Source organism: Amycolatopsis sp. NPDC043887, assembly GCF_056435665.1.
Genome location: NZ_JBWKEB010000010.1, coordinates 227531 through 252934, shown reverse-complemented (window position 1 = coordinate 252934; position 25404 = coordinate 227531). Strand labels below are relative to the sequence as shown.

Annotated in this window: 25 protein-coding genes; 14 read left to right on the top strand and 11 right to left on the bottom strand. The window is 69.6% G+C overall.

Annotated features, from left to right (window positions below; genetic code table 11):
• Positions 1-65: 65 nt before the first annotated feature.
• On the bottom strand, positions 66-644 hold the full coding sequence (locus AC069H_RS26895; protein ID WP_478234212.1) for a GNAT family N-acetyltransferase: 579 nt from the start codon (positions 642-644) through the stop codon (positions 66-68).
• A 114-nt stretch (positions 645-758) separates the two neighbouring features.
• On the opposite strand from AC069H_RS26895, the gene AC069H_RS26890 reads away from it, so the two are divergent.
• The 5 genes from AC069H_RS26890 to AC069H_RS26870 all read left to right on the top strand — a co-directional run bounded on the left by AC069H_RS26890 (position 759) and on the right by AC069H_RS26870 (position 6073).
• On the top strand, positions 759-1256 hold the full coding sequence (locus tag AC069H_RS26890) for a phosphoribosyltransferase (protein WP_478234211.1): 498 nt from the start codon (positions 759-761) through the stop codon (positions 1254-1256).
• Entirely contained in the window at positions 1253-1984 is a 732-nt protein-coding gene (locus AC069H_RS26885) for a Fic family protein (protein ID WP_340685302.1), read from the top strand. The genes AC069H_RS26890 and AC069H_RS26885 overlap by 4 nt, the downstream gene beginning before the upstream one ends.
• A 158-nt stretch (positions 1985-2142) precedes the next feature.
• Entirely contained in the window at positions 2143-2901 is a 759-nt protein-coding gene (locus AC069H_RS26880) for a 3-hydroxybutyrate dehydrogenase (protein ID WP_478224369.1), read from the top strand.
• A 23-nt stretch (positions 2902-2924) separates the two neighbouring features.
• The gene (locus tag AC069H_RS26875) at positions 2925-4241 is read left to right on the top strand and encodes an MFS transporter (protein WP_478234210.1); all 1317 of its coding nucleotides are present in this window, start codon (positions 2925-2927) and stop codon (positions 4239-4241) included.
• A complete protein-coding gene (locus tag AC069H_RS26870) occupies positions 4238-6073 on the top strand; it encodes a helix-turn-helix domain-containing protein (protein ID WP_478234209.1) in 1836 nt (611 codons plus the stop codon). The genes AC069H_RS26875 and AC069H_RS26870 overlap by 4 nt, the downstream gene beginning before the upstream one ends.
• Here AC069H_RS26870 and AC069H_RS26865 read toward each other — a convergent pair.
• Together AC069H_RS26865 and AC069H_RS26860 are read right to left on the bottom strand one after the other, a co-directional pair.
• The gene (locus AC069H_RS26865; RefSeq protein WP_478224372.1) at positions 6051-6635 is read right to left on the bottom strand and encodes a nitroreductase family protein; all 585 of its coding nucleotides are present in this window, start codon (positions 6633-6635) and stop codon (positions 6051-6053) included. The genes AC069H_RS26870 and AC069H_RS26865 overlap by 23 nt on opposite strands.
• A 4-nt stretch (positions 6636-6639) precedes the next feature.
• Positions 6640-7911, bottom strand: coding sequence for a tannase/feruloyl esterase family alpha/beta hydrolase (locus AC069H_RS26860; RefSeq protein WP_478224373.1), 1272 nt, complete (start codon positions 7909-7911; stop codon positions 6640-6642).
• 118 nt (positions 7912-8029) lie between these two features.
• Here AC069H_RS26860 and AC069H_RS26855 point away from each other — a divergent pair, with 118 nt between their 5' ends.
• Positions 8030-8878, top strand: coding sequence for an extracellular catalytic domain type 1 short-chain-length polyhydroxyalkanoate depolymerase (locus AC069H_RS26855; protein ID WP_478234208.1), 849 nt, complete (start codon positions 8030-8032; stop codon positions 8876-8878).
• 37 nt (positions 8879-8915) lie between these two features.
• On the opposite strand, the gene AC069H_RS26850 is transcribed toward AC069H_RS26855, so the two are convergent.
• On the bottom strand, positions 8916-9221 hold the full coding sequence (locus AC069H_RS26850; protein ID WP_478234207.1) for an ArsR/SmtB family transcription factor: 306 nt from the start codon (positions 9219-9221) through the stop codon (positions 8916-8918).
• A gap of 52 nt (positions 9222-9273) precedes the next feature.
• On the opposite strand from AC069H_RS26850, the gene AC069H_RS26845 reads away from it, so the two are divergent.
• Positions 9274-10443, top strand: a complete 1170-nt coding sequence (locus AC069H_RS26845; RefSeq protein ID WP_478234206.1) for an MFS transporter — start codon at positions 9274-9276, stop codon at positions 10441-10443.
• A gap of 114 nt (positions 10444-10557) precedes the next feature.
• Here the strand turns inward: AC069H_RS26845 and nicT are convergent, their stop codons facing one another.
• The 7 genes from nicT to AC069H_RS26810 form a co-directional block, all read right to left on the bottom strand.
• Complete coding sequence (nicT, locus tag AC069H_RS26840; RefSeq protein WP_478234205.1) at positions 10558-11706, bottom strand: Nickel transporter NicT; 1149 nt, start codon at positions 11704-11706, stop codon at positions 10558-10560.
• Positions 11657-12586 carry an N-acetylmuramic acid 6-phosphate etherase gene (locus tag AC069H_RS26835; protein WP_478234204.1) on the bottom strand — a complete coding sequence of 310 codons (930 nt, stop codon included), beginning with the start codon at positions 12584-12586 and terminating at the stop codon, positions 11657-11659. Before AC069H_RS26835 ends, nicT begins: the two co-directional genes overlap by 50 nt.
• Before the next feature lie 17 nt (positions 12587-12603).
• Positions 12604-13602 carry a MurR/RpiR family transcriptional regulator gene (locus AC069H_RS26830; RefSeq protein ID WP_026467087.1) on the bottom strand — a complete coding sequence of 333 codons (999 nt, stop codon included), beginning with the start codon at positions 13600-13602 and terminating at the stop codon, positions 12604-12606.
• 210 nt (positions 13603-13812) lie between these two features.
• On the bottom strand, positions 13813-15588 hold the full coding sequence (locus AC069H_RS26825) for a serine hydrolase domain-containing protein (RefSeq protein WP_478234203.1): 1776 nt from the start codon (positions 15586-15588) through the stop codon (positions 13813-13815).
• Between the two features lie 11 nt (positions 15589-15599).
• Entirely contained in the window at positions 15600-16868 is a 1269-nt protein-coding gene (locus AC069H_RS26820; protein ID WP_478234202.1) for an exo-beta-N-acetylmuramidase NamZ family protein, read from the bottom strand.
• On the bottom strand, positions 16865-18670 hold the full coding sequence (locus AC069H_RS26815; RefSeq protein ID WP_478234201.1) for a glycoside hydrolase family 3 protein: 1806 nt from the start codon (positions 18668-18670) through the stop codon (positions 16865-16867). The genes AC069H_RS26820 and AC069H_RS26815 overlap by 4 nt, the downstream gene beginning before the upstream one ends.
• 576 nt (positions 18671-19246) lie before the next feature.
• Positions 19247-20044: an HAD family hydrolase gene (locus AC069H_RS26810; protein WP_340685316.1), complete on the bottom strand. Its 798-nt coding sequence runs from the start codon at positions 20042-20044 to the stop codon at positions 19247-19249.
• Positions 20045-20618: 574 nt separating this feature from the next.
• On the opposite strand from AC069H_RS26810, the gene ssd reads away from it, so the two are divergent.
• The 7 genes from ssd to AC069H_RS26775 are packed head-to-tail and all read left to right on the top strand — an operon-like array spanning position 20619 to position 25038.
• Positions 20619-21692 (top strand): septum site-determining protein Ssd, encoded by a 1074-nt coding sequence (gene ssd / locus AC069H_RS26805; protein WP_478234200.1) that lies wholly within the window; start codon positions 20619-20621, stop codon positions 21690-21692.
• Complete coding sequence (locus tag AC069H_RS26800; RefSeq protein ID WP_478234199.1) at positions 21689-22831, top strand: TadA family conjugal transfer-associated ATPase; 1143 nt, start codon at positions 21689-21691, stop codon at positions 22829-22831. Before ssd ends, AC069H_RS26800 begins: the two co-directional genes overlap by 4 nt.
• Positions 22828-23571: a type II secretion system F family protein gene (locus tag AC069H_RS26795; protein WP_478234198.1), complete on the top strand. Its 744-nt coding sequence runs from the start codon at positions 22828-22830 to the stop codon at positions 23569-23571. Before AC069H_RS26800 ends, AC069H_RS26795 begins: the two co-directional genes overlap by 4 nt.
• Positions 23565-24149, top strand: coding sequence for a type II secretion system F family protein (locus AC069H_RS26790; RefSeq protein ID WP_478234197.1), 585 nt, complete (start codon positions 23565-23567; stop codon positions 24147-24149). The genes AC069H_RS26795 and AC069H_RS26790 overlap by 7 nt, the downstream gene beginning before the upstream one ends.
• Positions 24150-24167: 18 nt before the next feature.
• Positions 24168-24341 carry a DUF4244 domain-containing protein gene (locus tag AC069H_RS26785; RefSeq protein ID WP_478234196.1) on the top strand — a complete coding sequence of 58 codons (174 nt, stop codon included), beginning with the start codon at positions 24168-24170 and terminating at the stop codon, positions 24339-24341.
• Entirely contained in the window at positions 24341-24685 is a 345-nt protein-coding gene (locus AC069H_RS26780; RefSeq protein WP_478234195.1) for a TadE family type IV pilus minor pilin, read from the top strand. The genes AC069H_RS26785 and AC069H_RS26780 overlap by 1 nt, the downstream gene beginning before the upstream one ends.
• Positions 24682-25038, top strand: a complete 357-nt coding sequence (locus tag AC069H_RS26775) for an Rv3654c family TadE-like protein (protein ID WP_478224387.1) — start codon at positions 24682-24684, stop codon at positions 25036-25038. Before AC069H_RS26780 ends, AC069H_RS26775 begins: the two co-directional genes overlap by 4 nt.
• The last annotated feature ends 366 nt before the right edge of the window (positions 25039-25404 follow it).

The window sequence follows — 25404 nt, the reverse complement described above, 5'->3', positions numbered from 1 at the left end:
CCCGTTGGCACGCTATCGACGTTACGACGCGAAGTAAAAGGTTGCATCGTGGTTGCGCGCGGCGTTCACACGCTTGAGGACAAAGCGGTACGGACCGCGGGCCATTCTGGTCCGGTGAGGGAGTAGACGACGGTGTCGCGGACGCTTCCGTCGGGCCGGACGCGATGCGCGCGCAGCACCCCTTCCCGTTGCGCGCCGAGACGTTCGATCGCCTTCTGTGACTTGAGGTTGCGGATGTCGGTCTCCCACGAGACGCGGTTCGCGCCGAGGTCGTCGAAAGCGTGGCGCAGCAACAGGAGTTTCGACTCGCGGTTGAGTCCGGTCCGCTGCCATTCGGAACCGATCCAGGTGTGGCCGATGGAAACGATCTTGTGGCGCGCGCTCATCGCGTAGAACGACGTCGTGCCCGCGACTTCGCCGGTGCGCGCGTCGATCTGGGCCCAGGCGCGGCGGTCGGTGTCGGCGAGGATGTCGTCGACCATGGCTTCGGCGGCGGCGAGGTCCTGCGGCTGCCGGAGGCTGAGCCAGGCCCAGATCGCCGGGTCGGAGCCCGCCGCGAACAGGCCCTTCGTGTGGTCGCGGGTGAGCGGTTCGAGGTGGACGCGTTCGCCGCGCAGGGTGGCGTGGGTGTTCCAGTCGGTCACGGCCTCGACGCTACGGACGGCAATGGCCTTACTGGATAGCCAGTTTCGAAGCATTCGAGAAGGCCACTGCGGCGTTGCCTATGCTCGCGGGAACGATCGAGAAGGCGAGGCAGCATGGCCGAGGAGCGGGAAGAGCTCACCTGGGAGTTGTTCGGGACGGCCAGCAGGGAGCTGGCGCAGGCCGTCGCCGACGACGGCTTCGAGCCGGACCTCATCCTGTCGATCGCGCGTGGCGGGCTGTTCGTCGCCGGCTCGCTCGGTTACGCGCTCGACGTGAAGAACCTGCACGTGATGAACGTCGAGTTCTACACCGGCGTCGACCAGCGTCTCGACCTGCCGGTCATGCTGCCGCCGGTGCCGAACGTCGTCGACCTGACGAAGAAGAAGGTGCTCGTCGCCGACGACGTCGCGGACACCGGTGCGACCCTGAAGCTGGTCCGCGACTTCTGCGCCGATCACGTCGCCGAGGTGCGCTGCGCGGTCGTCTACGAGAAGCCGCGCTCCGAGGTCAAATGCGAGTACGTCTGGAAGCACACGGACCGCTGGATCAACTTCCCGTGGTCGGTGCAGGCGCCCGTGGTGCGGCGCGTGGGCCAGGTGCTGGACGCGTGACGGATCCGCTGAAGCCACTGCTGGACCTCGAAGGAGTCGCCGCGGCCGCGAAATCGGCGCAGGACGCGGTGTTCGCCGTCCATCGGCTGCCCGCCAACCTGCGCGGCGGCGCGGCGACGGCCGCCGAAGCGTCCGTGCGGTCGGCGCGGGCGTCGGCCGGGATCGAGGGTGCCGCGCCCGAACTGCCCGAATCCGGTGAAGTGACCGATCCGGTGCTGGCGGGCGCGCTGCGGGTCGCGGAAGCGCTGGAGGGTCTGCTGCCGACGTGGCGGCGCGCGCCGTTGCAGGCGTTGGCGCGTCTGCACGTTCTCGCCGCGTCGGATCTGGTGACGGATCTCGACGCGCTGGGGCGGCCGCGGTCGTCCGGTGACGTCGGGCCGCGGCTGGAGATGCTGGCGCAGCTGGTCACCGGTGCGACGTCGGTGCCGGGGCCGGTGCTGACCGCCGTCGTGCACGGGGAACTGTTGGCACTCAAGCCTTTCGGCTCCGCGGACGGTGTTGTCGCGAGGGCGGCGGCGCGGCTTTCGGCGGTGGCGACCGGACTGGACCCGAAGGCGCTGACGGTGCCGGAGGTCGCGTACTTCCGGCGGGTGCCGAAGTACCTCGAAGCCGCTTCGGCGTTCGCGGGCGGAACCCCGGAGGGCGTCCGGGCTTGGCTGCTCTTTTCGTGTGAAGCGTTCGAGGCGGGCGCTCGTGAGGCGAAGTCGATCTCCGACGCCGCCGGCTGACTTCCCGCATTTCGTCCTCTGAATGCGGTACTTGCGCGTGCAACTACCGCATTCAGAGGACGAAATGCGGGAGTGGGGTGAGCCCACACGGGATCTCGCGCAGGTGTAGGGCGTGACCACATGGTCTAAGTGCCGGGATCGACCTAACGTCGTCCGGCATGAGTGGTGCGTATCACAGCGATCTGGCCGGTAAGTCCGCGCTGGTCACAGGCGCGGCGAGCGGGATCGGCCTGGCCTGCGCCGAAGCGCTCGCCGAGGCGGGGGCCAAGGTCCACCTCGCCGACATCGACGACGCCGTCGAGAAGGTGGCGGCCGACGTCAACGGCATCGCGCACGTCGTCGACCTCACCGACGCCCAAGCCGTCGAGACGCTCCCGGCCGAGGTCGACATCCTCGTCAACAACGCCGGTTTCCAGCACATCGCGCCGATCCACGAGTTCCCGCCGGAGACGTTCACCCGCGTCCAGGCGCTCATGGTCACCGCGCCGTTCCTGTTGATCCGCCGCGCGCTGCCGCACATGTACGAACGCGGCTGGGGACGCGTGGTCAACATGTCCAGCGTCCACGGCCTCCGCGCGAGCCCGTTCAAATCCGCGTACGTCACCGCGAAGCACGCGCTCGAAGGCCTCTCCAAGGTCACCGCGCTCGAAGGCGCGGAGCACGGCGTGACCAGCAACTGCGTCAACCCCGGCTACGTCCGCACGCCGCTGGTCACCGGCCAGCTCCAGGCGCAGGCCGAGGAACACGGCCTCGAACGCGACGCCGTCATCGAACAGGTCCTCCTGCGCCGTTCCGCGATCAAGCGGCTCATCGAACCCGCCGACGTCGCCGCGTGCGTGCTCTGGCTGTCCGGCGAGCACGCCGCCCATGTCACCGGTACCTCGATCCCCCTCGACGGCGGCTGGACCGCCGCGTGAACCCCCAAGAAAGGACGTCTTCGGTGACCACCCAGAACCGTGGCTCGATCGCGAAGGTCGTCAGCGCCAGCCTGATCGGAACGACGATCGAGTGGTACGACTTCTTCCTCTACACCTCCGCCGCGGCGCTGGTGTTCGGCAAATTGTTCTTCCCCTCCAACGATCCGCTGACCGGTACGCTGCTCGCGTTCCTGACCTACGCCGTCGGTTTCCTCGCGCGGCCGATCGGCGGGCTGGTGTTCGGCCACTTCGGTGACCGCGTCGGCCGCAAGAAGCTGCTGGTGCTGAGCCTGTTGCTGATGGGCGGTTCCACCTGCGCCATGGGCATCCTCCCGACGTATGCCTCCGTCGGTGTCCTGGCACCGATCCTGCTGACGCTGCTGCGGCTCGTGCAGGGTTTCGCGCTCGGTGGCGAATGGGGTGGCGCGGTGCTGATCGTCTCCGAACACGGCGACGACAAGCGACGCGGATTCTGGGCGTCCTGGCCGCAATGCGGTGCTCCCGGCGGGAACCTGCTCGCGACGGCGGTGTTGGCGATCCTCGCCGCGACACAGTCCGACGAGGTGTTCCTCAGCTGGGGCTGGCGGATCCCGTTCCTGCTTTCCGGTGTCCTCGTGGTGATCGGGCTGTGGATCCGGCTCGCGGTCAGCGAATCACCGGTCTTCCTTGCCGCGCAGGAGAACAACGCGACCACGCACGCGCCGGTCGTCGAGGTGTTCCGCAAGAGCCGGCGCGCGGTGCTGATCACGATCGGCTCGCGGATGGCGGAGAACGTCTCGTACTACGTGATCACGGCGTTCATCCTCGTCTACGTGACCACCGGGCTGAGCCTGCCGAAATCGGCGGGACTCAACGCGGTGCTCATCGGTTCGGCCGTGCACTTCCTGACCATTCCCTTGTGGGGCATGCTTTCCGACCGGATCGGCCGCCGCCCGGTGTACCTGTTCGGCGCGATCGGCATGGCGGTGTGGAGTTTCGCGTTCTTCGCCATGCTCGACACGAAGAACCCGGGCGTCATCATTCTCGCGGCGACCGTCGGGCTGGTGCTGCACGGCGCGATGTACGGCCCGCAGGCCGCGTTCTTCTCCGAGCAGTTCCCGACGCGGGTGCGCTACACCGGACTTTCGGTCGGCGGTCAGTTGTCGTCGATCGCGGCCGGGGCGGTGGCGCCGCTCATCGCGGTCGCGTTGTTCAGGGAGTTCGGCAGCACGATCCCGGTCTCGCTCTACGTGGTCGCGATGTGCGTGCTGACCGTGATCGCCCTGCTCGCCGCCCGCGAGACCAAGGGCGAGTCCCTGCACTCCGAAGTTCTCACGGAGCGCGGTCACGTGTCAGCATGACCGTTGTGGACGGTTCCGCGCAGTTGCGCCGGCTGCTCGAACTGCTCGCCTCCGGGGCGGGCAGCGAGCAGCTGGCGCACGTCCCCGTCGACCCGAAGGCCACCGAGCTGGCGCTGCGGATCCGGGACACCGTCGCCGAGCACAGGCGGCGCGAGGCGGAGCTGGCCGCGCTGTTCGACACGGCCAGCGACCTCGCCCGGCTGGACGATCCGGACGCCGTCCTGCGGTCGATCGTGCGGCGGGCGCGGGCGTTGCTCGGCGTGGACGTCTCGTATCTCAGCCTCAACGACGAGACCGAAGGCAAGACCTACGTCCGGGTGACCGACGGCTCGGTCTCCGCGCTGTTCCAGGACATCGTGCTGGGCATGGGCGAGGGGCTCGGCGGGCTGGTCGCACAGACCGCGCGGCCGTACGCGACGGCGGACTACTTCGACGACAAGCGGTTCCGCCACACCGCCTCGATCGACACCGGGGTGCTCGACGAGGGCCTGACCGCGATCCTCGGGGTACCGCTGGCGATCGGCAGCAAGGTCATCGGGGTGCTGTTCGCCTCCGACCGGACCACCCGCGAGTTCTCGCCCGACGAGGTCGCGCTGCTGTCGTCGCTGGCCGACCACGCGGCGATCGCGCTGGACAACGCGCATCTGCTCGACGAGACGCGCCGCGCGGTCGCCGAACTGAACGCCGCCAACGCGACGATCAGCGCGCACAACGACGCGATGCGCCGCGCCGAGGACGCTCACGACCGGCTGATGGATCTCGTGCTGCGCGGTGGTGACCTGGCCGAGGTCGCCGCCGCGGTCGCGGACGTGCTCGGCGGCGCGATCGCCGTCTATGACGCCGACGGCGTCGTCCTCGCCAGGACCGACGGCGAGCTGAGCCTTTCGCGTGCGGCGGTTTCGGCGTCCAGGACGAGCGGACGCGCTGTGTCCACTGAGGACGGTTGGCTGTGCGCGGTCCAGGCGGGGCAGGAATTCCTCGGCAGTCTGGTACTCGGCGGCGGGCCGTCGCTCGGCGAGGCCGACCGGCGGCTGTTCGAGCGGGCGGGCGTGGTCACCGCCGTCCTGCTGATGCAGCGGCGTTCCGTCGCGCGCGCCGAGGACGAGGTGCGCGGGGAGTTGCTGTCGGACCTGCTCACCGCGCCGGGCCGCAATCCGGCCGCGCTGCTGGCCCGCGGCCGCCGCCTGGGGGTCGATTTGTCGGCACCGCACGCGGTGCTGGTCGCGCATGCCGACGACGTCTCCCGGCGGAGGCTGGCCACGGCGGCCGCGCGGCACGCGGACCTCGTCGGTGTCCACGCCGACGAAGTGGTCCTTCTGATTCGAGGTGCGGACGCCGGGGCGCTCGCCCGGTCCGTCGCCGCCGAGCTGGCGTCCACAATGGACTGTGCGGTCACGGTCGGTGCGGCGGGGCCGGCCGCGTCACCGCGGGAGCTGGCCGTGGCGCACGCCGAAGCCGCGCGATGCGTCGCGTCGCTGCTGGCGCTGGGCCGGGCGGGGGAAGGCGCGAGCATGGCCGACCTCGGTTTCGTCGGGCTGCTGCTCGGCGAGCACGCCGACCTCGGCGCGTACGTGACCGCCACGATCGGCCCGGTGCTCGACTACGACGAACGCCGCGGCACGGATCTGATCGGCACCCTTCGCGCGTATTTCGCCTGTGGCGGCAACTTGACGCGCGCGAAGGACCTGCTCCACGTGCACGTCAACACCGTCGTGCAACGGCTGGACCGCATCGCGTCACTGCTGGGCGAGCAGTGGCAGGCGCCCGAGCGCGCGCTGGAACTCCAGCTCGCGCTCAGGCTGCACCGCCTCACCAATGACCGAAACGAATGACGTCGTCGAAGTCGCGGCGAGCGATCTTGGTCGCCGAAGAACCGGGTGAAGGCCCGGATTCCGCACCGTGTCCGAGCGCCACGACGCCGATCGGGTCGTGGTCCTCCGGCACGCCGAACTCGCTGTGCAGCCGCTCCACGCCTTCCGGCGCCAGCCCGAAGAACACCGCGCCGAGACCCTCGTCGACCGCCGTCTGGAGGATCAGCATCGTCGCCATCCCGGTGTCGACATCCCAGTACGGCACGCGCCACCACGAGTCGTCGCCCTCGGCGAAACCCTTGTCCGGCTTGGCATAGCGGTCGAGGTACGCGTTCTTGACCGAAAGCGGCACGATCGCGACCGGGGCCGTGGTGACGGTTTCCGGCGCCCAGCTCGCCCCGAACTCCCAGAATTTGGCGAGTTCTTCGCCGATGAGGACGAGAAATCCTTGTCCCTGTGAGAATCCGGCGGAGGGGCCTTTCAGCGCGTTGCGCAGAATGCGCTGCAGGCTCGCCTCGGCGACGGGTTCGCCGGTGAACTTCCGGACCATGCGACGGCGTCGTACGACGTCCTGGAATTCCATCCGATCAGCTTAGTGCGCAAGTGGTCGCCAGGTCACCGCTCGCGCGCGGGATCGTCGCCGAAGCGGGCGGGCGGACGCCGTCGAGCCAGCCTTCGAGAGCGCTGAAAGCCGTGCGGAAACACGGGCCGATGGGCCGCAGCTTGTCCGGGTGCGCGTCGTAGAGCCCGTCGACGTGGTTGCCGTCGACGATCCGGTAGTAGCGCTGGAGTCCGGCACGGCCCTGGTCGGCGATCATCCGCTGGTAGACGTCGGAATCGCGGGTGATCGGCAGCAGGGTGTCGAGGGTGCCGTGCAGGGTGATCAGCGGTTTGCCGATCCGGCCGGTCAGCGAGATCCGTTCCACCGCGCGGTGCACCGACGGCGGGCGAGTGGTGTAATCGTAGTCGGTTCCGGCGAACGACGGATCGAATTCCGCCTGATAGATGCGCTGGGTCAGGCCCCAGTAGACGTCGTTGTGATACGGCCAGAGGAACTCCGAGCCCGGCGCGAAACCGGCGTCGAGAATCCGCTGATGGGCTTGCGCGGAACCGGCGGCGTAGGCGGGGTAGGCCTTGATCGCGGGCGGCAGGAAGGTGAACAGGTTCGGGCCGTCTTCGTGCCAAAGCGTGCCCTCCCAGTCGATACCGCCGTCGTAGAGCCATGGCCGGTTCTCGAGCTGCCAGCGGACGAGATAGCCGCCGTTCGACATCCCGGCCGCGAGGGTGCGGCTAGGCAGGCGCCCGTAGCGATGCGCGACGGCGGCCTTCGCGGCGATCGTCAGCTGGGTGACCCGTGAGTTCCACTCGGCGAGCGCGTCACCGGGGCGGCGTCCGTCGGTGTGGAAGCCGGCGCCGGTGTTGCCCTTGTCGGTGGCGGCGAACGCGTAGCCGGCGGCGAGGACCTGGTCGCCGATCGCGCGATCGTTCGCGTACTGTCGTCGCACACCGGGGGACCCCGAGACCACCAGGCCACCGTTCCAGCGATCGGGCAGCCGCAGCACGAACTGCGCGTCGTGGTTCCAGCCGTGCGTCGTGTTGGCCGTCGACGAATCCGGGAAGTAGCCGTCGATCTGGATGCCGGGAACCGCCTTGGGCGCGGGGAAACCGGCGGAGGTGAGCCCGGCCCAGTCGGACTGGACGGTGTGCCCGGTGACCAGGGTGCCGGTGGTGGTCAGATCGTCCAAACAGGACAGTTGTTGGGTCGCGGCGCCGGGAACGCGCACGTTCCCGCAACCGCTCGCCGCCTGGGCGGGTGTCGCCATGGCCAGCATCATCGCGAGGACCAGAATGAGCCGCATCGGACGACGGTAAGCGGCGGCTTCGTGTGCCGGTATCTGGTGTGACCACACAAAACGGGCCGCCGCTGTGGTGGTCTTCCACGTGGGAAGCGGGCGTCGGTGGTTTTAGCCTGAGGTGATGCGAAAACTCCTCATCGGCGCGGTGGTTTCGGCATTGGTCCTTCTCTTTCCGGCTCCGGCACAGGCGGCGGCGATCCGCCCGGTCACCGGGTTCGGGAGCAATCCCGGCGCGTTGCAGATGTTCGAATACGTTCCCGACGGGCTGCCGTCCGGACGTCCGGCGGTGGTCGTGCTGCACGGCTGCACCCAGGACGTGGCCGGGTACGCGCGTGGCTCCGGCTGGATCGGTCTCGCGGACAAGCTGCGGTTCAAACTCGTTCTGCCGCAGCAGGTTTCGGCGAACAACTTCAGCAAGTGCTTCAACTGGTTCCAGGCGGGTGACATCAAGCGAGGATCCGGAGAGGCCGAATCGATCGCGCAGATGGCGCGGTTCTCGGCCGGGAGCCGGACGTACGTGACCGGCCTGTCGGCGGGTGGCGCGATGACTTCGGTGCTGCTGGCGGCGTATCCGGAACTGTTCGCGGGCGGCGGTGTCGTCGCGGGACTGCCTTATGGCTGCGCGACTTCGATGATCGACGCGTACTCCTGCATGAATCCCGGCAAGGACCTGACCCCGAAGCAGTGGGGCGACAAGGTGCGGGCCGCGAGCAGTGGGCCGCGTTCGCCGGTCAGCGTCTGGCACGGGACCGCGGACTACACGGTGGCTCCGATGAACATGCGCGAGCTTGCCGAGCAGTGGACCGACGTCGGCGCGGCCGTCGACACGCACGCCGTCACCGGGATGGGGCACGGTCAGCCGATCGCGCCGGGAGCCGGATGCGGGCAGGCGGGGCCGTATCTGCTCGACGTCGGCGTGTGCGCCGCGGCGGAACTCGCGGCGAAGTGGGGGCTAGGCGGTGTCCTGTAAGTCTGTTCGACCGCGGACGTGGCTTGCAGGACAGCGCCTAGGCGAGTACGGCGTCCAGTAGCCCGGGGAAGCGCGCGTGGACGTCCTCGGTGCGGAGCTCGACCCAGCGGGTCCGGCCCTCGACGAACGTGGTCGTGAGGCCGGCCTCGCGCAAGACCTTCCAGTGATGGGAGAGCGTCGGCGCGCTGATCTCGACGTCGTACTCGGTGATGGCGCAGCTTCGCGGCGAAGGATTGCTCCGCAGTGCGCGGAGCAGCTCCAGGCGTACGGGGTCCGCGAGCGCCTGGAGCACCGGCACGATCTCGATCTCGTCGATCGACGGCTGCGGCAGCGTGGTGCTCACTTCACTCCAATCTGTTTGACAGTCATCGAATAGTCACGCCACTATACCGCGTATGACGATTCGACGATCATCAAATGATCGGCTCGCTCTGGGGGCTCTGCTGGTACTCGCCGTCGGGACGTTCACCGTCGGCACCGACGGATTCGTCCTGAACGGGCTGCTGCCCGCCATCGCCGCGGACCTGCGCGTCTCCGAAGCCGTCGCGGGTCAGCTGACCACGGTCTTCGCGGTGACCTACGCGGTTTCCTCGCCGATCATCGCGGCCTTCACCGGACGGCTCGACCGGCGCTGGGTGCTCGGCGCGGGGATGGTGCTCTTCACGATCGGCATGGCCGGTCAAGCGCTCGGCGAGTCCTTCGCCGTGGTCGCCGTCGCACGCGTGCTGGCCGCCCTCGGCGCCGCCGCGTTCCAGTCCAACGCCTATGTCCTCGCCGGTGCTCTGGCGTCGGACGAGCGCCGTGGTCGGGCACTGGCCACGGTCTCCGCCGGGATGAGCGTGTCGATGGTGCTCGGCGTGCCGATCGGGGTGCTCGCCGGGAACTGGTTCGGCTGGCGTGCGGTGATGTGGGGGATCGGCGCGGTGGCGCTGATCGTGATGCTGCTCGTGCCGCTTCTGCCGGGAGTCCGGATGCCGGCGGTGTCGTTGCGCGACAGGCTCGCCGTCGTCGTACGGCCACCGATCGCGCGCGTGCTCGGCGTGAGTGTTCTCGGTACCGCCGCGGGCTTCGCGGCCTTCGTGTACTTGCCGGTGCTGGTCGCTCCGGTGGCGGCGGGCGCGATGATCTCGTGGCTGCTCGTCGGTTTCGGGATCGGGCAGATCGCGGGCAACGCCTTCGCGGGCCGGGCCACCGACTCGCTCGGCCCCGCGCGCGTCCGCGCTCTCTCGCTCATCGGGACGGTCGTGACCCTGGCGCTGGTGGACGTCGCCGTGCTGAGCCTGCCCGGCGCGCTGATCCTCGCGCTGGCATCGGGCGTGTTCGGCGGAATGCTGATGGTGCCGCAGCAGCACCGGCTGTTCTCGCTGGCGCCCGACGTGCCGACGGTCGCCTTGGGGCTGAACGGTTCCGCGATCTACGCGGGTGGTGCACTCGGCGCCGCGCTGGGTGGCGTCGTCTTGTCCTCGGCGGGCGTTTGGTGGGTCGGTCCCGTTGCCGCCTTCGTCGCTCTGCTGGGCTTCGCGCTTTCGGTGCCTTCGCGGACGCGGGTGCCCGAGCCCGCCTGATCAAAAGGGGGGAGCAAGGGACCTTTGCTCTCGTTTACGTAGGCATGCTAACTACCGCGTGGACGCGCCCAGCGGCAGCAAAGGTCCCTTGCTCTCTTTTCGCAGGTCAGACCGCTATTCGACGGACCAGCGCTCCTCGATACGCGCGAAGCGCCACACGAGGAGCGCGAAGAGCCACGTAAGCACGAAGAGCGCTACGACCGCGTAGCCCACGTAGTCGAGGCTCATCGACCCGATCGCCGCGAGCGGTCCGGTCGTGATGCCGAAGCGTTCGGTGATGATCGAGATGACCTCGATCGTCCCGATGAGCAAGGCGACCGCGACGGAAAGCGCCGTCACGGTGAGGTTGTAGTAGATCTTCCGCACCGGCTTCGCGAAGGCCCAGCCATACGCGTAGTTCATGAAGCAGCCATCGGCGGTGTCGAACAGCGTCATCCCCGCGGCGAACAGGATCGGCAGCACCAGGATCGCGTACCAGGGTAGCGAAAACGCGGCCGCCCCGCCGGCGAGCACCAGCAGGCTGATCTCGGTCGCGGTGTCGAAGCCGAGGCCGAACAGCAAGCCGATCGGGTAGATGTGCCACGGCTTGCGCACCGCTTTGGTGGCGCCACGGAGCAGGCGGTTCAGGAAGCCGCGGTTGTCGAGTTGCCGCTCCAGCGCCGCTTCGTCGAACTCGCCCCGCCGCATCCGCCGGAACACCTTCACGATGCCGACCAGCACCACCAGGTTCATGATCCCGATGAGGTACAGGAACACCGCGGAAACCGACGTTCCGATCAGCCCGGTCGCCTCGTGTAGCGCCGAGGAGTCGTCCTCGACGGCGCCAGCCAGCGCTCGCACGCCGAGCGACAGCAGCAGGCACAGGGCGAACACGATCGTCGAATGGCCGAGGGAGAACCAGAAACCGACCGAAAGCGGCCGTTGCCCGTCGGCCATCAGCTTGCGAGTGGTGTTGTCGATCGCGGCGATGTGGTCCGCGTCGAACGCGTGCCGCATCCCGAGCACGAACGCCGTGACACCGAGGCCGGCCCCGAACACGCCCGTGGCGCCGAGCTCGTATTGGCGCGGCGCCACGAAAAGCGTCAGGACCCCCCAGCCGATGACGTTGAGCAGCAGGATGAACCCGGCCATCCCGGCGACGGACACCCGTTCGCGTCGCGTGAGCGCGAGGCGTCGGGATGAACGGGTCTGTCCGCCGGAACTGGGCAATCGATCAGCTCGCGCGCACCCGCAGGGAGTCGAGAGCCTTGCGTACGTGGCCATCGTTGGCCGCCAGCGCCTTCGCCGCACTCGCGACGTCCTCGCCGGACAGCAGATGGACCAGCGCGACCTTGAGGTCGCCGTCGGCCTCGGTGAGCGCGTCGGAACAGTCCGCCATGCTCATGCCGGTGGCCTCGCGCAGGATCCGGATGGTCCGTCCGCGCAGCTTGGCGTTGGTCGCCCGCATGCTGACCATCAGGTTCGAATACGTGCGCCCGAGCTTGATCATCGTCGCGGTGGAGAACGCGGTGAGGATGATCTTCTGCGCCGTGCCCGCCTTCATCCGCGTCGACCCGGCGATCGCCTCGGGGCCGGTGTCCACCGCGATGAGGACATCGACGCCCGGCGGCGTCACCGCGGCCGGATTGCCCGACACCAAGGCGGTGCGGGCACCGCGACGGCTGGCCGCGGCCAGCGCGCCGAGGACGTAGGGCGTCCGGCCGGAAGCGGTCAGCCCGAGCACGAAGTCGCCGGGTGCGACGGACTCGGCCACCTCGGCGGCTCCGGCCTTCACGTCGTCCTCGGCGTCTTCGACGGCTTGGCGCAGAGCGCGCGCGCCGCCCGCGTGATGCGCGATGAACCAGTCCGAGGGCACGTTGAACGTCGGCACGAGCTCCGCCGCGTCCAACGTCGCCAGCCTGCCGGAGGTGCCGGCCCCGAAGTAGTGCACGCGGTGTCCCGACCGCAGCGCTTCCACGGCGAAGTCGACCGCCCGCGCCACCTGCGGCAGCACCGCGGCGACGGCTTCGGGGACCCGGCGGTCCTCGGCGTTGATCGCGCCGAGGATGCCCATGGTCGACATCAGGTCGATGTCGGTCGTCCGTGGATTGCGCTGTTCGGTTGGCGAATCGACGTGCACCACCTGGCGTGGGACGGTCATCATGCGCCTCACTTTTTCGCTCATTTGCCGGTTTCCCGCGGCCGCCGCCTGCCGTCGGGCCGGACGCCCAGACGGTGCGAGCCAACCGCGTCCCTGGTCGCGTCGAGCGCGTTGACCGACGCGTCCATGTGCCGCTGCGCGACACCGATGAACAGGCAGTCGATGACGGTCAGCTGCGCGATGCGACTGGCGGTCGCACCCGAGCGGAACGTCGTCTCCCGCGCGGCCGTGGTCAGCACGTGGTCGGCGACCTCGGTGATCGGCGAACGCGGGAAGTTCGTCACGGCGACGGTGATCGCGCCGTGCTCACGGGCCACACGCAGCGCCTCGACGGTGTCCGTGGTCGCGCCCGTGTGGGAGATGCCGATCGCGACGTCTCCTGGGCTCAGCACGGCGGCCGAGGTCAGCATGATGTGCGTGTCCGACCAGGCGAAGCTGACCCGCCCGATGCGGTGCAGCTTCTGCTGCAGGTCCGCGGCGACGAACGCGCTCGCGCCCACGCCGTAGACGTCCACGCGCCCCGCGCCGGCCACGATGTCGATCACGCGCTGTAGCGACGGGACGTCGAGCTGGTCGGCGGTCTCCTCCACGGCGCGGGCGTCCGCGAAGCTGACCTTGCCGATGACCGCGGCCAGGTCGTCCTCCGGCCCGATCTCGCCGCCGAGGTTGCGGGACGACCGCGCCTCGGACCGGGCGGTGTCGGCCGCCAAGGCGATCCTGAGCTGCGGATACCCGCCGACGCCGACCGCCTTGCAGAACCGCGTGACGGTGGTTTCGCTGGTGTTCGCAGCCAGTGCGACCTCGGTGATGCTGCGCCGCGCGACCTGCGCGGGGTCGTCGAGGACGACCTTCGCGACGCGCTGCTCTGCCCGGGCGAGCCCGGGCAGGAGGGAGCGAATCCGGACGAGCGGGCTCGCGTCGGCGTCCCGTGTCGGCTGCGCCGGCACGGCCTCGGACGGTGCGGCCGCGATTACGGATTCGGTATCGCCCACCGTGGGAAAGTTACTAACCGTTGGCATCTGCGACAAGGCTACCCACACCCTTCGGGAAGATCGCAACCTATCCGTGTCTGCGGATTCGATTTGCGATTAATCGTTGACCAGAAAGTCGCTAACCAGGTCGAGGTCGTTAACGAGGTCGAGCTAACGACTTGGCAACTTAGTGTCGCGACGCAAGGGGTCGTGTCCCGGTCAACGGGGCGGTCTGGTCAGCGCATCGGAGCTGGCCGGTTACCTAGTGCTCAACTTCCAGCCGGTAGCGACGAAAGTAGGCGGATTATGCTCACTGTCCAGCAGTATGTGGCCGCGTTCAGTGACTTTCACACCGTCCAAGGAAATTCCTCGTCCGGTGTAACGAGCATCGGTCGTGTAACGCCAGCGGAGGGTGATTTGTGAGCTTTGCGACACCTCGGCCGCAGCCCGCCACCAAGCCCGATGACCGTGCCCGCCGAGACCGGGTTGGTCCCCGGCGGGAGCGCCTGGTCCGTTTGCACGCAGAGTAATCGTTTTCCAGGTGGCTCCGCCGTCGGTACTTGTTTCCAGGAACAGCGAGTCCGAGGGGCCTTCGGTGTCCACGAAGGTGTCGAAGGTGACCTTCAATGGCCCGCCGCGCGTCTGTAACGGCGGAGTCGTGAGAGTGGCCGTGGAGACGTCCCCGGCGCCGCTGAACCACGCGTCGTGGCCGCGCGCCGGGCGGACGGCCATCGCCTTCGCCAGCGAGCTCGCCCAGGTCTCGCGGGCGATGTTGATCGAGCCCCAGTTCCGTGTCGGGTGCACGCGGTTGGTGAGCAGGATCGCGAACGACCGCGACAGCGGGTCGATCACCAGCGACGTCCCGGTGAACCCGGTGTGCCCGGCCGTCGAGGGCGCCGACAGCGCACCCATGTACCAAGGCTGGTCGAGTTCGAAGCCCAGGCCGTGCGCGTTGTCGGGGAACTTGTGGTTGTAGTTCGTCAGCATCGCCCGCACGGTCTCCTCGCGCAGGATCCGGTGGCCTCGGTACGCGCCGCCGTTGAGGAGCGTCTGCGCCAGCACCGCCATGTCGGCGGCCGTGGAGAACACGCCCGCGTGCCCAGCGACGCCGCCCAGTGACCAGGCGTTCTCGTCGTGGACCTCGCCGCGTACGAGCCCCCGAGGCGGCTTCGTGGCGTACTCGGTCGCCGCGACCCTGGCCAGTTTCGACCCGGGCGGGTTGTACCCGGTGTCGGCCAGGCCCAGCGGGGTGGCGATGCGGTCCTGGACCACCTTGTCCAGCGGTGCCCCGGCCACCTTCTCGGCCAGGAAGCCGAGCGTCAGCAGGTTGATGTCGGAGTAGAGGTAGGTGCTGCCCGGCGCGTTCTTCAGCGGGCTGTCGAGGACGGCCTTGCGGCGTGACGGGATGTCCGGGTAGCCCTCCCACAGCGACGGGAGCGGTGTCGCGGCGAAGCCCGAGACGTGGGTGAGCAGCTGCTGGACGGTGACGGCCTCCTTGCCGTTCACCCCGAACTCCGGCAGATACCGCACCACCGGCGCCGAGATGTCCAGCTTGCCCGTCTCGGCCAGCTGCATCACCGCGATGGAGGTGAACAGCTTCGAGATCGAGGCCATGTCGAAGATCGTGTCCGCGCGCATCGGCACCTGCTGCTCGGGCGGCAGTTCGGTGCCCTTGGCGTCGGCGTAGCGGACAGCGCCACCGACGGCCTGGCGCTCGACCACCACGCCGTCGTGCGCGAGCAGGCCGACCGCTCCGGAGAAGTGCGGGTGCCCGGTGGCGTCCGGCTTCGTCCAGCTCTCGATGAACTGCTCGGCCGCTTTGATCGGCTCCGGGTCGAGACCGACTTCGGACGGCGCGCCGTCACGCAGGACGGTGGACGCGGGCGCGAAGCCCTCACGCGGCTTGTCGAACCGGCCCGCCGCGCGGTCGCGCTGCTGCTCGCTCCCTGGAATCGCCTGTGCTCCCGCCGTCGACAGCGTGGTCGCCGCGACCAGTACGGAGACGGCCGCGATCAGGATCTTCCTAACACGCAAGGTCGTTCCCCTCAGCGATAGATGAGATGGCGACGGCGTTTCCGGTCGAACTCGGCCAGTTCGGCCTGCCAGGACCCGACGATCTCGTCCACTCCGGCGCCTTTGTCGATCATCGTGCGCAACCTGTCGGAGCCGGAGAGCTTGTCGAGGAAGTTGTCGGGCCGCCACTTGAACTTGTCCGGGTGCACCTGCTTCGCGGTGACGAACATGGTGACCGCGGTGCGGATGGCGTCGAACGCCCGCGGGTCCGTGACGGTCACCTGTACGCCGCCGCAGGGCTCGTTGACGAACTTGCCGAACGTCGGCACGAAGTACGCCTCACGGAACTTCACCCCGGGAAGCCGTAGCTCGCCGAGCTTCTCGCGCCAGCGCCAGTCGAGGCCCGGCGCACCGATGATCTCGAACGGCCTGGTGGTGCCCCGGCCTTCGGAGAAAACGGTGCCCTCGAACATCCCGGTGCCGGGGTAGACGAGCGCGGTGTCCGGCGTCGGCATGTTCGGGCTCGGCGGGACCCAGGTCAGCCCGGTGCGGGCGAAGAGCTGATCGCGGCGCCAGTCGCGCACCTCGACGATTTCGAGCTTGCCCGGCGTGACCCCTTCGGCCGGCAGGAACTCGGCCGCGAAGAACCGCGCGAGTTCGCCGACGGTCATGCCGTGCTGCTGCACGATCGGCTTCCGGCCGACACCCGAGGCGAACGCCGGGTTCAGCATCGGCCCGGCGGCCTTGCCGCCCAGCGGATTAGGCCGGTCCAGCACGACGACCGCCGCGCCGGCCTTCGCCGCCGCGACCATCGCCGTGTACAGCGACCAGATGTAGGTGTAGAACCGCGCGCCGACGTCGGCGATGTCGAAGACGACGGTGTCGACGCCCGCCTTCGTGAACATCCCGGCGAGCTTCGTCGCGTCGGCGCCGTACGCGTCGTACACCGGCACGCCGGTGCGTGGATCGGTGTAGTCGCCCTCGGAACCGCCTGCCTGCGCGCTGCCGCGGAAACCGTGCTCCGGCCCGAACGCGGCGAGCGGCCGGACCCCGGCGGCGACCATCGAGTCGACGATATGGTCGCCGCTCGCCAGCACACCCGTCGGATTCGACAGCACGCCGAGCTTGCGGCCCGACAGCGGTGCCCAGCCCCGTGCGGCGAGCACGTCCGCTCCGGTGCGGGTGAGCGGGGGACCTTTGCTCTCGCTTTCCGGCTGGGCCCCCGCGACCGAGGACCCGGCCGTCAGCGCGGGGACCGCGAGCGCACCGGTGGCGAGGAAGTGGCGGCGGTTGAGGTTCACCAGGTCAGCCCGTGGCCGAAGGGGTACTTCACCGTGCCGACGTCCTTGCCCGCGGGAACGTCCACCGGCAGCTTGCCCTGCGGCTTCACCTTCCCGAGGATCACCTTCGCCAACGCTTCGAGCGAAGGCGAGATGTAGCCGTACGTGGCGAGCCACGTCTTGATCGGGTTCTCGTAACCGGCGTCGTACGGGATCTGGGCGGCGACCGCGACGACGGGTTTCCCGGTGTCGGCCAGCGCCTGCAACAGCTTGCCCTGCAACGGATACGTGCCGACGTTGTTGGTCAGCACGACGACGAGGTCGACGTTCTTGGCCGCCGCGACGGCCTGGGAGATCTGGGCGTCGGTCGGCGTCTGACCCGTCTGCAACGCGGTCGCCTGCGTGCCGTGTGCGGTGAGCTTCGCGGCCAGCGACGTCGTCGTGCTCACGCCCCAGCCGGTCACGAGCGTCTTCGCGGGCTGTTGCTTGAGCGGCAGGACGCCGCCGTCGTTGCGGATCGCGGTGACCGACCGGTCGGCGATGCCCTGCGCGGTCGCGAGGTTGGCCGGGGTGCCGACCTTCGACATCACCTTGGCCGGGTCGACGAACGGCGAGGTCAGGACGCCCCGGTTCAGCTTGAGCTTGAGCACCCGCAGGACGCTCTCGTCGATGCGCCGCTCGGTCAGCTCACCCTTGCGGACGGCGTCGAGCACGGAGTTGATGGCGAGTTCGAGGTTGACCGGCATGAGCAGCTGGTCGATACCCGCCTTGAGGGCCAGCACCGGGATCTCCGCGTCGGTGTGCATTTCGCGCACGGCGTCCATCGACAGCGAGTCGGTGACGACGACGCCGCGGTAGCCGAGTTCCTCGCGCAGCTTGCCGGTGAGGATCGGCTTCGACAGCGTGGCCGGCTCGCCCGAGGGGTCGAGGCTGGGGAACTGGATGTGGGCGCTCATGATCGAGTCGATACCCGCCTTGATGGCGGCCTTGAACGGCGGCACGTCCGTCGCGCGCCAGCTGTCCTCACTGCGGTCGATCCTGGGCAGCTCGTGGTGACTGTCGGTGGCCGCGTCGCCGTGGCCGGGGAAATGCTTCGCGGCGGCGGACACCGTCTCCGAGCGCCGTCCGGAGTTCTGGAAGCCCCTGACCTGGGCTTCGACGAACTGGCTCGCCAGCTCCGGGCGGCCGGAGAAGGAACGGACGCCGATCACCGGGTTCGCCGGGTTCGAGTTCACGTCGGCGTCGGGGGCGAAGTCCTGGTTGATACCGACTGCGCGCAGCTCGTGCCCGAGGATGCGGGCGGCCTCCTGCGCGGCCTTGGTGTCACGGCCCGCCGAGATCGCCATCGCGTTCGGCAGCTCGGTGGCGGGGGCACCCATCCGGGTGACTGTGCCGCCTTCCTGGTCGGTCGCGATCTGCAACGGGATACGGGCTCCGCTGCGGAGCGCGGCCCGCTGGAGCCCGTTCGACAGCTTGGCGACCTGCACCGGGTCGTCGAAGTTGTCGCGGCTGTCGTTGTTGAAGTAGATGACGCCGCCCAGGTGGTACTTCTCGATCACCTGCGCGGGGGTGTCGACGCCGAAGTCGGCCTTGTTCTTGGCGTTGACCTCGTCGGCGGACTTCCCGTTCACCCACGTGACGAACAGCTGCCCGACCTTCTGCTCCAGGGTCAGCCCGCGCAGCGTCCGCTGCGCCTCCACGTCCGCCGTCACCGGCTGCGCGGTCGCCGGGACGCCCGCGACACCCAGGGTGAGCAGGCCCGCGAGGGGCAGGGCGAGCGCATGGATCCTCCGATGACGGGCGTGCGCGGTTCGGGTCGTCACCTCAAGCCTCCCAGATTCGTGCCTGACTCTCAGATGGAAAGAAGTCCACCTGGAAGCACTGATATCCGGAAGCTACCCACGAGCACTTTGCTTGTCCATCGGCCACCCGCACGAACGGTCCGTTCATACACAAAGGGACGCGAAGGGGCCTGTCACGCTTGAAAACGGGGGCAAAACACTGGCGGCGCCCGTCGGCAAGAAGCCGGCGGGCGCCGCCAGTCAGTGCGGGCGACTCGGGCGACCAAGCGTGCAACTCTGGTCGTACCTTCATGGACTCGGCGTCCGGCGTCCCGGTACGCAGTCCCTAGACGACGAGCCTCCCGCGGCGCGCTGCGCGTGGGTACCCGGTGTCCGCACACGGAGATTCGCCGGGGTGGAACAGGCTTCTCTTCTACCTGTTCCCTGGCCGACCGAACGTCCGCACCTACTTTCTACGCCGTGAGCCGGGTCACTTCAAGTGCGCAGACGGGTGCACCGGTACAGAGGCTCGATCTAGTGACACGGGCACCCTCCGCGACGGACAATTCGCGGCCCTGACTAAGAAAACCGGCCCGGTACCGCCGTGTGGGCGTGTGCTCAGCGGGTGCGTTTGCGCCGGTTGTAGCCGTACCAGGTGGCTCCCGCCGCGACGGCGCCGAGCGCGACCAGTCCGGCCGAGCGCGCCGGGATCCGGGTCCGCAGCGACATCGGGTGCTCGAAGGCGAGGATCTCCCAGCCTTGTTCCGTCGCGTGCTTGCGCAGTACGCGGTCGGGGTTGACCGCGTGCGGCCGTCCGACGACCTCGAGGAGCGGGATGTCGGTGCTCGAGTCGGTGTACGCGTGGCACTGGGTGAGGTCGTAGCCGTAGGTCGCCGCGAGCTGCTTCGCCGCGACGGCCTTGTTCTCGCCGTAGCAGTAGAAATCGACTTCGCCCGAGTAGCGACCGTCCACAATCTGCATTCGCGTGGCGACGCTGCGCGTCGCGCCGAGCATTTCGGCGACCGGCGCGACGACTTCCTCGCCGGTCGCCGACAGGACCACGACGTCGTGCCCGTCCGCGCGATGCGAGGAGATCAGTTCCGCCGCCTCCGCGTAGACGAGCGGGTCGACGACGTCGTGCAGCGTCTCGCGGACGATCGCGGAGACCTGCGCGACGTCCCATCCGGCGCACAGCGCGGAAACCTCGGCCCGCATCCGCTCGGTCTTCGCCGCGTCCGCGCCCGCGAGAGAGAAGACGAGTTGGGCGTACGCGCTGCGAAGCGCGGCTCGGCGGTTGATGAGGCCTTCGCGCAAAAGCGGCTTGCTGAAGGCCAACGCGCTCGATGACGCGATGATCGTCTTGTCGAGATCGAAGAACGCCGCGACCTGGCTGGGCGTCGTGCTGGGTCGGTCCACTCGCCAAGGATAGGAGAGCCGGATCGGCGCGCGCCCGTTGGTCGACCACGATCGGGATACCGCGGTGGAAAATTCACGACCGCGCCCCCGATCGGGCGCGTCGTGCCGTTACCGAATTGTGGGTACGGAGGTCGCCCGCAACAGGCCGGTATCGGAGTTACAGTGAGATTGTCCGGTGTCGCACCGGGCCCAGGTTCAGTCCGACCCCCCGGGGCTGAACCCCAGGCGGCCCTCGTCCCTCCCCCCTGGCGAGGGCCGCCTCCTTTATCCCTTGTGGTTTCAGTGGTTCAGACCTCGTCGGCCGCGAAAACCGCGCCCGGGCAAGGCTGGAACCGCCCGGAGTTCGTTGACTTTCTTTTCTCTCAACTGTTTTCGTGCTCGGCACCGTGTCGAAAATGGGCCGTGGGTTCGTGCTAGGAAGGACCGACAAAACCGTGGGAAACCGGTTTCCCGCGGCGGAGTTGTCCACAACACCCCGGTTGTCCACAGGCGGTACGGAATGGCGTTGTGCGCGGCGGGGACCGGCGCGACCGTGGAGTCATCACCCGAGTCCGACCGAATCACTGGGGGAGCCATGACCGCGGAACATCCGCTCGTCGTCGCCGGCGACGACATCCTGCTCGACGAGATCCTGCGCGTGGCCGCGGCCGCGGGCTGCGAGGTCGAACGCGCACCCGATCTGGCCGCCGCACGCGGCAGGTGGGCCCGCGCGCCGCTCGTGGTGCTCGACGAGGAAGCCGCGAGCGCGCCGGACCGCCTGCTGCGGCGGAACAAGGTCCTGTTGGTCTGCAAGGGCGCGCCGACGCCGGTGACGTGGGAGCGTGCTTTCAACACCGGTTCGGAGAAGGTCCTTTCGCTCCCGGACGAGGAAGGCGACCTCATCGGCGAGTTCGCCGACGTCGTCGACGGGCCGGCGCGTGACGACGGCGTCGTCATCGGGATCATCGGCGGGCGGGGCGGTGCCGGGGCTTCCGTGCTGGCGGCCGCCGTCGCGTACCAAGCGGAGAAGTCCGGCACCGGCGGGCTGCTGGTCGACTGCGATCCGCTCGGTGGCGGGGTCGACGTCCTCCTCGCCGCCGAGCGCGATCGCGGGCCCCGGTGGCCGGAGCTCGATCTCGGCGGCAGGGTGTCCATGGCCGCGTTGAGCGAAGCCCTGCCGCGAAAGAAATACTCGACCGGCTCACTGTCCTTTGTGTCCTATGGCAGGGAAGGACGCGGTCCCGGGCCCGACGCGATCGAGGGCGTGCTGAACGCCGGACGGCGGGCGGGGCGGACGGTCGTCTGCGATCTGCCGAGGTATTTCGGCGCCGAGACGGGCACCGTGATCGGGCTGGCCGATCTCGTCGTGGTCGTGGTCCCCGCGGAACTCCGTGCCTGTGCGGCGGCGAAACAGGTCCTCGCCAGGCTCGAACCTCACGCGACGAGGATCGGTGTCGCGGTCCGTGGGCCGTCGCCCGCCGGGCTGATCCCGCAGGAGATCGCCGACGCCGTCGGCGTCCCGCTCATCACGTCGATGGGTCGCGAGCGATCCCTCTCGGCGGCCCTCGACCGCGGCGAATTCGTCCCGAGGCATCGCGAGCACCTGGCCACCGCGGCCACCGAAGTCCTCGTGGCGGCGCGCGGAAACCTGGCCGGTGCCTCGCGATGACCGAAGATCTGGTCGAGCGGGTCCGGCGGCGGCTGGCCGGATCGGCCGCCCCGGCGGATCCGGTGAGCGTCGCGCGGGCGGTGCGCGCCGAAGCAGGCGGTTCGCTCGGTCAGGACGCCGTCCTCGGAGCGGTCAGGCTGGCCCGCGACGAGTTCGTCGGCGCCGGCCCGCTCGCGCCGCTTCTCGAAAAGCCCGGCGTCACCGACATTCTCGTCACCGCTCCCGACAAGGTCTGGGTGGACACCGGTGAAGGTCCCCAGGAGACGGAAATCCGTTTCGCCGACGAGGAAGCGGTCCGCCGGCTGGCCCAGCGGCTCGCCCTCGCCGGCGGGCGGCGGCTGGACGACGCGCAACCATTCGCCGACTGCTGGCTGCCGGGTGTGGGGCCGCAAGGCCGGGTCCGCATGCACGCCGTACTCCCACCGCTCGCGCCCGCCGGGACCGCTCTCTCGCTCCGCGTTCTCCGGCCCGCCACCCATGACCTCGCCGAACTCCGGTTGCGCGGGGTGTTCGGCACCAGCGGCGCGGATCTGCTCGACTCGGTCATCCGGCGACGGCTCGCGTTCCTGGTCTCCGGCGCGACGGGGTCGGGCAAGACGACCTTGCTCGCCGCGTTGCTCGGCGCCGTGCCCCCGTCCGAACGCATCGTCTGCGTCGAGGATGCCGGAGAGCTGCAACCGGACCATCCGCAGTTCGTCAGCCTGCTCACCCGCCCGGCCAACGTCGAGGGCGCGGGCGAGATCGGGCTGAGCGAACTGGTGCGTCAGGCGTTGCGGATGCGCCCGGACCGCCTGGTCGTCGGAGAGGTGCGTGGCCGGGAGGTGATCGCGCTGCTCAACGCGATGAACACCGGGCACGAGGGTGGCGGCTGCACCCTGCACGCCAATTCCTCGGAGGAGGTCCCGGCACGCATGGAGGCGCTGGCAGCGCTCGGCGGGCTGAAACGTGACGCGCTGCACAGCCAGCTGACGGCGGCGGTGCGGGTGGTCCTGCACATGGTCCGTCTGCCGAGCGGGATCCGGCGGCTGGACGAGGTCGGTGTCCTTAGGTCCTTTCGAGGTGAGGCCAAAGTCGTCCCGGTTTGGAGCAAAGGCACCTGGATCGGTGACGAGACTCCTTTCGAGGAGTTGGCGGCATGAACCCCTGGTTCCTGCTCGCCTGCGGCGCGGGGCTGGCCTGCTGGCCGAAGCAGATGGTGCGCGCGCCGATCGCCTGGCGTTTGCCCCAGGCGGTTCGGACGGGTTGGTGGCCTCTGCCGGCGCTGTTCGTCCTGCCGTTCCTCGGGATCGGCTGGGCGGTGGCGGTACTCGTGTTCACCGTGACCGTCCGCCAGGAGGTCCGGTCGCGGGCGCAGGCGAACGCGGCGCTGGCCGAAGCGGAGCTCACCGCGTCCGTGCTACGGACGATGATCGGTGAACTCCGCGCGGGCGCCCATCCGGTGACGGCGGCCGAAGCCACCGCGGAGGCGATCCCCGCGGCGTCCGAGCGGCTGCGCGGACTCATCGCGGCCGCCCGGCTCGGTGGTGAGACCGCCGCCGACCCTGACGCGCCACCGGCACTGGTGAACGCGTGGACGCTCGCGAACCGGTTCGGGCTGCCGATGGCCGACGTGCTCGACGCCGCGAGGCGGGACGCGGAGGCGGGGATCGGCTTCCGCCGCCGGCTCAAAGCCAAGATGGCCGGTCCCCGGGCGAGTGCCGCCATGCTCGCGGCCCTCCCGCTGGTGTGCCTGCCGCTCGGCGAGGCGATGGGGGCGGGCCCGGTCCAGGTCCTCACCGGGACCGGCGCCGGTCAGCTGCTGCTCGTCGTGGGCAGCGGGCTGATCTGGGCGGGAACGGCTTGGTCTCGGGCCCTCACCGGGCGGGTGGCGTCATGCTGACCGGCGCCGCGTTGGTCCTGCTGGGCGGTGCCGTCTTCTGTTGGCCACACGTCGCGGCCGGAGGCGTAGCACGACCAGGTCGGCTTCTCATTCTCACGCGGATCCGGGCACGGTCGCCCCGGGACAAAGGCGCCTTCGAACTCGTCCGGTCCGCGGCCACCCTTGATCTGCTGGCCGCCTGCCTGGCAGGCGGGCTGCCGGTGCCCGTCGCGCTCGAGGCCGTCGCGCCGACCGCCTCACCGAAGACCGCGGTGGCTCTGCGTTCGGTGGCGTCGCATCTCGCCGTGGGCATCGGGCCGGCGGAAGCGTGGGCGCCGGTCCGCGACCTGCCTGGCCTGACCGAACTGGCCGTCGCCGCCGTCCGGACGGCGCGGGCGGGCACCGCGCTCGCCACGCATGCGAAGGACCTCGCGCGAAGGCTGCGCGAGTCGCTTTCCGCCGAAGCCGAGGAACGCGCGGAACGGGCGGGAGTGCTGCTGGCGGCACCGATCGGCCTGTGCTTTCTCCCCGCGTTCCTCTGCCTCGGTGTCCTGCCCGTCGTGCTCGGCCTGGCCGGGCGGCTCGACGGCGTCCTCTGAACTGAAAGGCGATTCCCTATGAACAAGGTCCCCGACTTCCGTGCAGACGACGGCATGGCGACGATCGAATACGCCATCGCCACCCTGGCCGCCGCCGCGCTGGCGGCCGTCCTTTACATGGTCATCGACAGCGAAGCCGTCCGCGCCGGGCTCACCGCGCTCGTCGAGCGGGCGCTGTCGGTGAAGTTCTGATGCGCGGCGAGGATCGCGGCTCCGTCACCGTGGAAGCCGCGCTCGGCATCGGCGCGCTGACCTTCGTCTCGGCCCTGTTGCTCGCCGGGATCGGGGTCGCCTCCGACCAGCTCCGCTGCATCGACGCGGCCCGCGAGGCCGCCAGGCTCCTCGCCCGCGGCCAGCCCGCCCGTGCCGAACAGGCGGTGCGGGAGATCGCGCCGCCCGGCGCCCGGCTGGACGTCGTCCGCGAAGGCGACACGATCACCGCCGGCGTCGAGGCCGAACCGGTCGCCGGGCTCCTGCCGGGTATCCGGCTGCGTTCCAGCGCCTTCGCCATCGCCGAGCCGGGGAGCGGGCCGTGACCGGGGACGATCGCGGCGTCGCGACCGTGTGGACCGCCTCGATCGTCACCGTCCTGGTCGGCGCGGCGGCGTTCGCCTTCTGGATCGGTGCCGCCGTCACGACCCGGCACCGCGCCGAGGCCGCCGCGGATCTGGCGGCGCTCGCGGCGGCCTCACACGCGTCGGACGGTCCCGCCGCGGCCTGCGAACGGGCGCGGCAGGTCGCCGTCCGGATGTCGGTCACGTTGCTGACCTGCCGGTGGGAGCGCGGTGATGCCCTGGTCGAAGTGCGTTCGGAGCCGTCGGGGCGGCCGGCGGTCACCGGACGGGCGGAGGCACGGGCCAGGGCGGGTCCGGTCGACCGGTCACCGTGACGGAGCTCGCGCGGTGAACGGTCGCCGGGCGGCGACCAGCGGGTGGTACGCGCGAGTAACCGCTGGGCGCGAGCAGCGGTCGTTGACGCGCGGCGAGCGGTCGAAGCCATGATCAGCTCGCCGCCGAACGGCCGCCCGCCGCTCACCGCGAGCGCCGCCGCGCAGGAGGGAAGCCCAGGTCGGCTGCGACGAACGGCTCCGTACCGGTCGTGCACGCCCGTTAACCGGACGTCCGGCGTTCGGTCCGTCCGGTCGCACTACCGCGCGTTCATCGCTAAGTAACCGCCGGTTGTCGCGTGAGGTCTTCTCCCGATGTGCAACTTGCCGTTTATTGAGATGTGCGCCACTTCGAAGAGTTCGCCGAGG

Bases quoted from the DNA above. Each gene is read 5' to 3' on its own strand.
- AC069H_RS26830 (WP_026467087.1), bottom strand. From the start codon at position 13,602: ATGCCAACGGTTAGTAACTTTCCCACGGTGGGCGATACCGAATCCGTA.
- AC069H_RS26800 (WP_478234199.1), top strand. From the start codon at position 21,689: ATGACCGAAGATCTGGTCGAGCGGGTCCGGCGGCGGCTGGCCGGATCG.
- ssd (WP_478234200.1), top strand. From the start codon at position 20,619: ATGACCGCGGAACATCCGCTCGTCGTCGCCGGCGACGACATCCTGCTC.
- AC069H_RS26870 (WP_478234209.1), top strand. From the start codon at position 4,238: ATGACCGTTGTGGACGGTTCCGCGCAGTTGCGCCGGCTGCTCGAACTG.
- AC069H_RS26785 (WP_478234196.1), top strand. From the start codon at position 24,168: ATGAACAAGGTCCCCGACTTCCGTGCAGACGACGGCATGGCGACGATC.
- AC069H_RS26880 (WP_478224369.1), top strand. From the start codon at position 2,143: ATGAGTGGTGCGTATCACAGCGATCTGGCCGGTAAGTCCGCGCTGGTC.
- AC069H_RS26865 (WP_478224372.1), bottom strand. From the start codon at position 6,635: ATGGAATTCCAGGACGTCGTACGACGCCGTCGCATGGTCCGGAAGTTC.
- AC069H_RS26780 (WP_478234195.1), top strand. From the start codon at position 24,341: ATGCGCGGCGAGGATCGCGGCTCCGTCACCGTGGAAGCCGCGCTCGGC.
- AC069H_RS26845 (WP_478234206.1), top strand. From the start codon at position 9,274: ATGACGATTCGACGATCATCAAATGATCGGCTCGCTCTGGGGGCTCTG.
- AC069H_RS26890 (WP_478234211.1), top strand. From the start codon at position 759: ATGGCCGAGGAGCGGGAAGAGCTCACCTGGGAGTTGTTCGGGACGGCC.
- AC069H_RS26790 (WP_478234197.1), top strand. From the start codon at position 23,565: ATGCTGACCGGCGCCGCGTTGGTCCTGCTGGGCGGTGCCGTCTTCTGT.
- AC069H_RS26860 (WP_478224373.1), bottom strand. From the start codon at position 7,911: ATGCGGCTCATTCTGGTCCTCGCGATGATGCTGGCCATGGCGACACCC.
- nicT (WP_478234205.1), bottom strand. From the start codon at position 11,706: ATGGCCACGTACGCAAGGCTCTCGACTCCCTGCGGGTGCGCGCGAGCT.
- AC069H_RS26855 (WP_478234208.1), top strand. From the start codon at position 8,030: ATGCGAAAACTCCTCATCGGCGCGGTGGTTTCGGCATTGGTCCTTCTC.
- AC069H_RS26795 (WP_478234198.1), top strand. From the start codon at position 22,828: ATGAACCCCTGGTTCCTGCTCGCCTGCGGCGCGGGGCTGGCCTGCTGG.
- AC069H_RS26835 (WP_478234204.1), bottom strand. From the start codon at position 12,586: ATGATGACCGTCCCACGCCAGGTGGTGCACGTCGATTCGCCAACCGAA.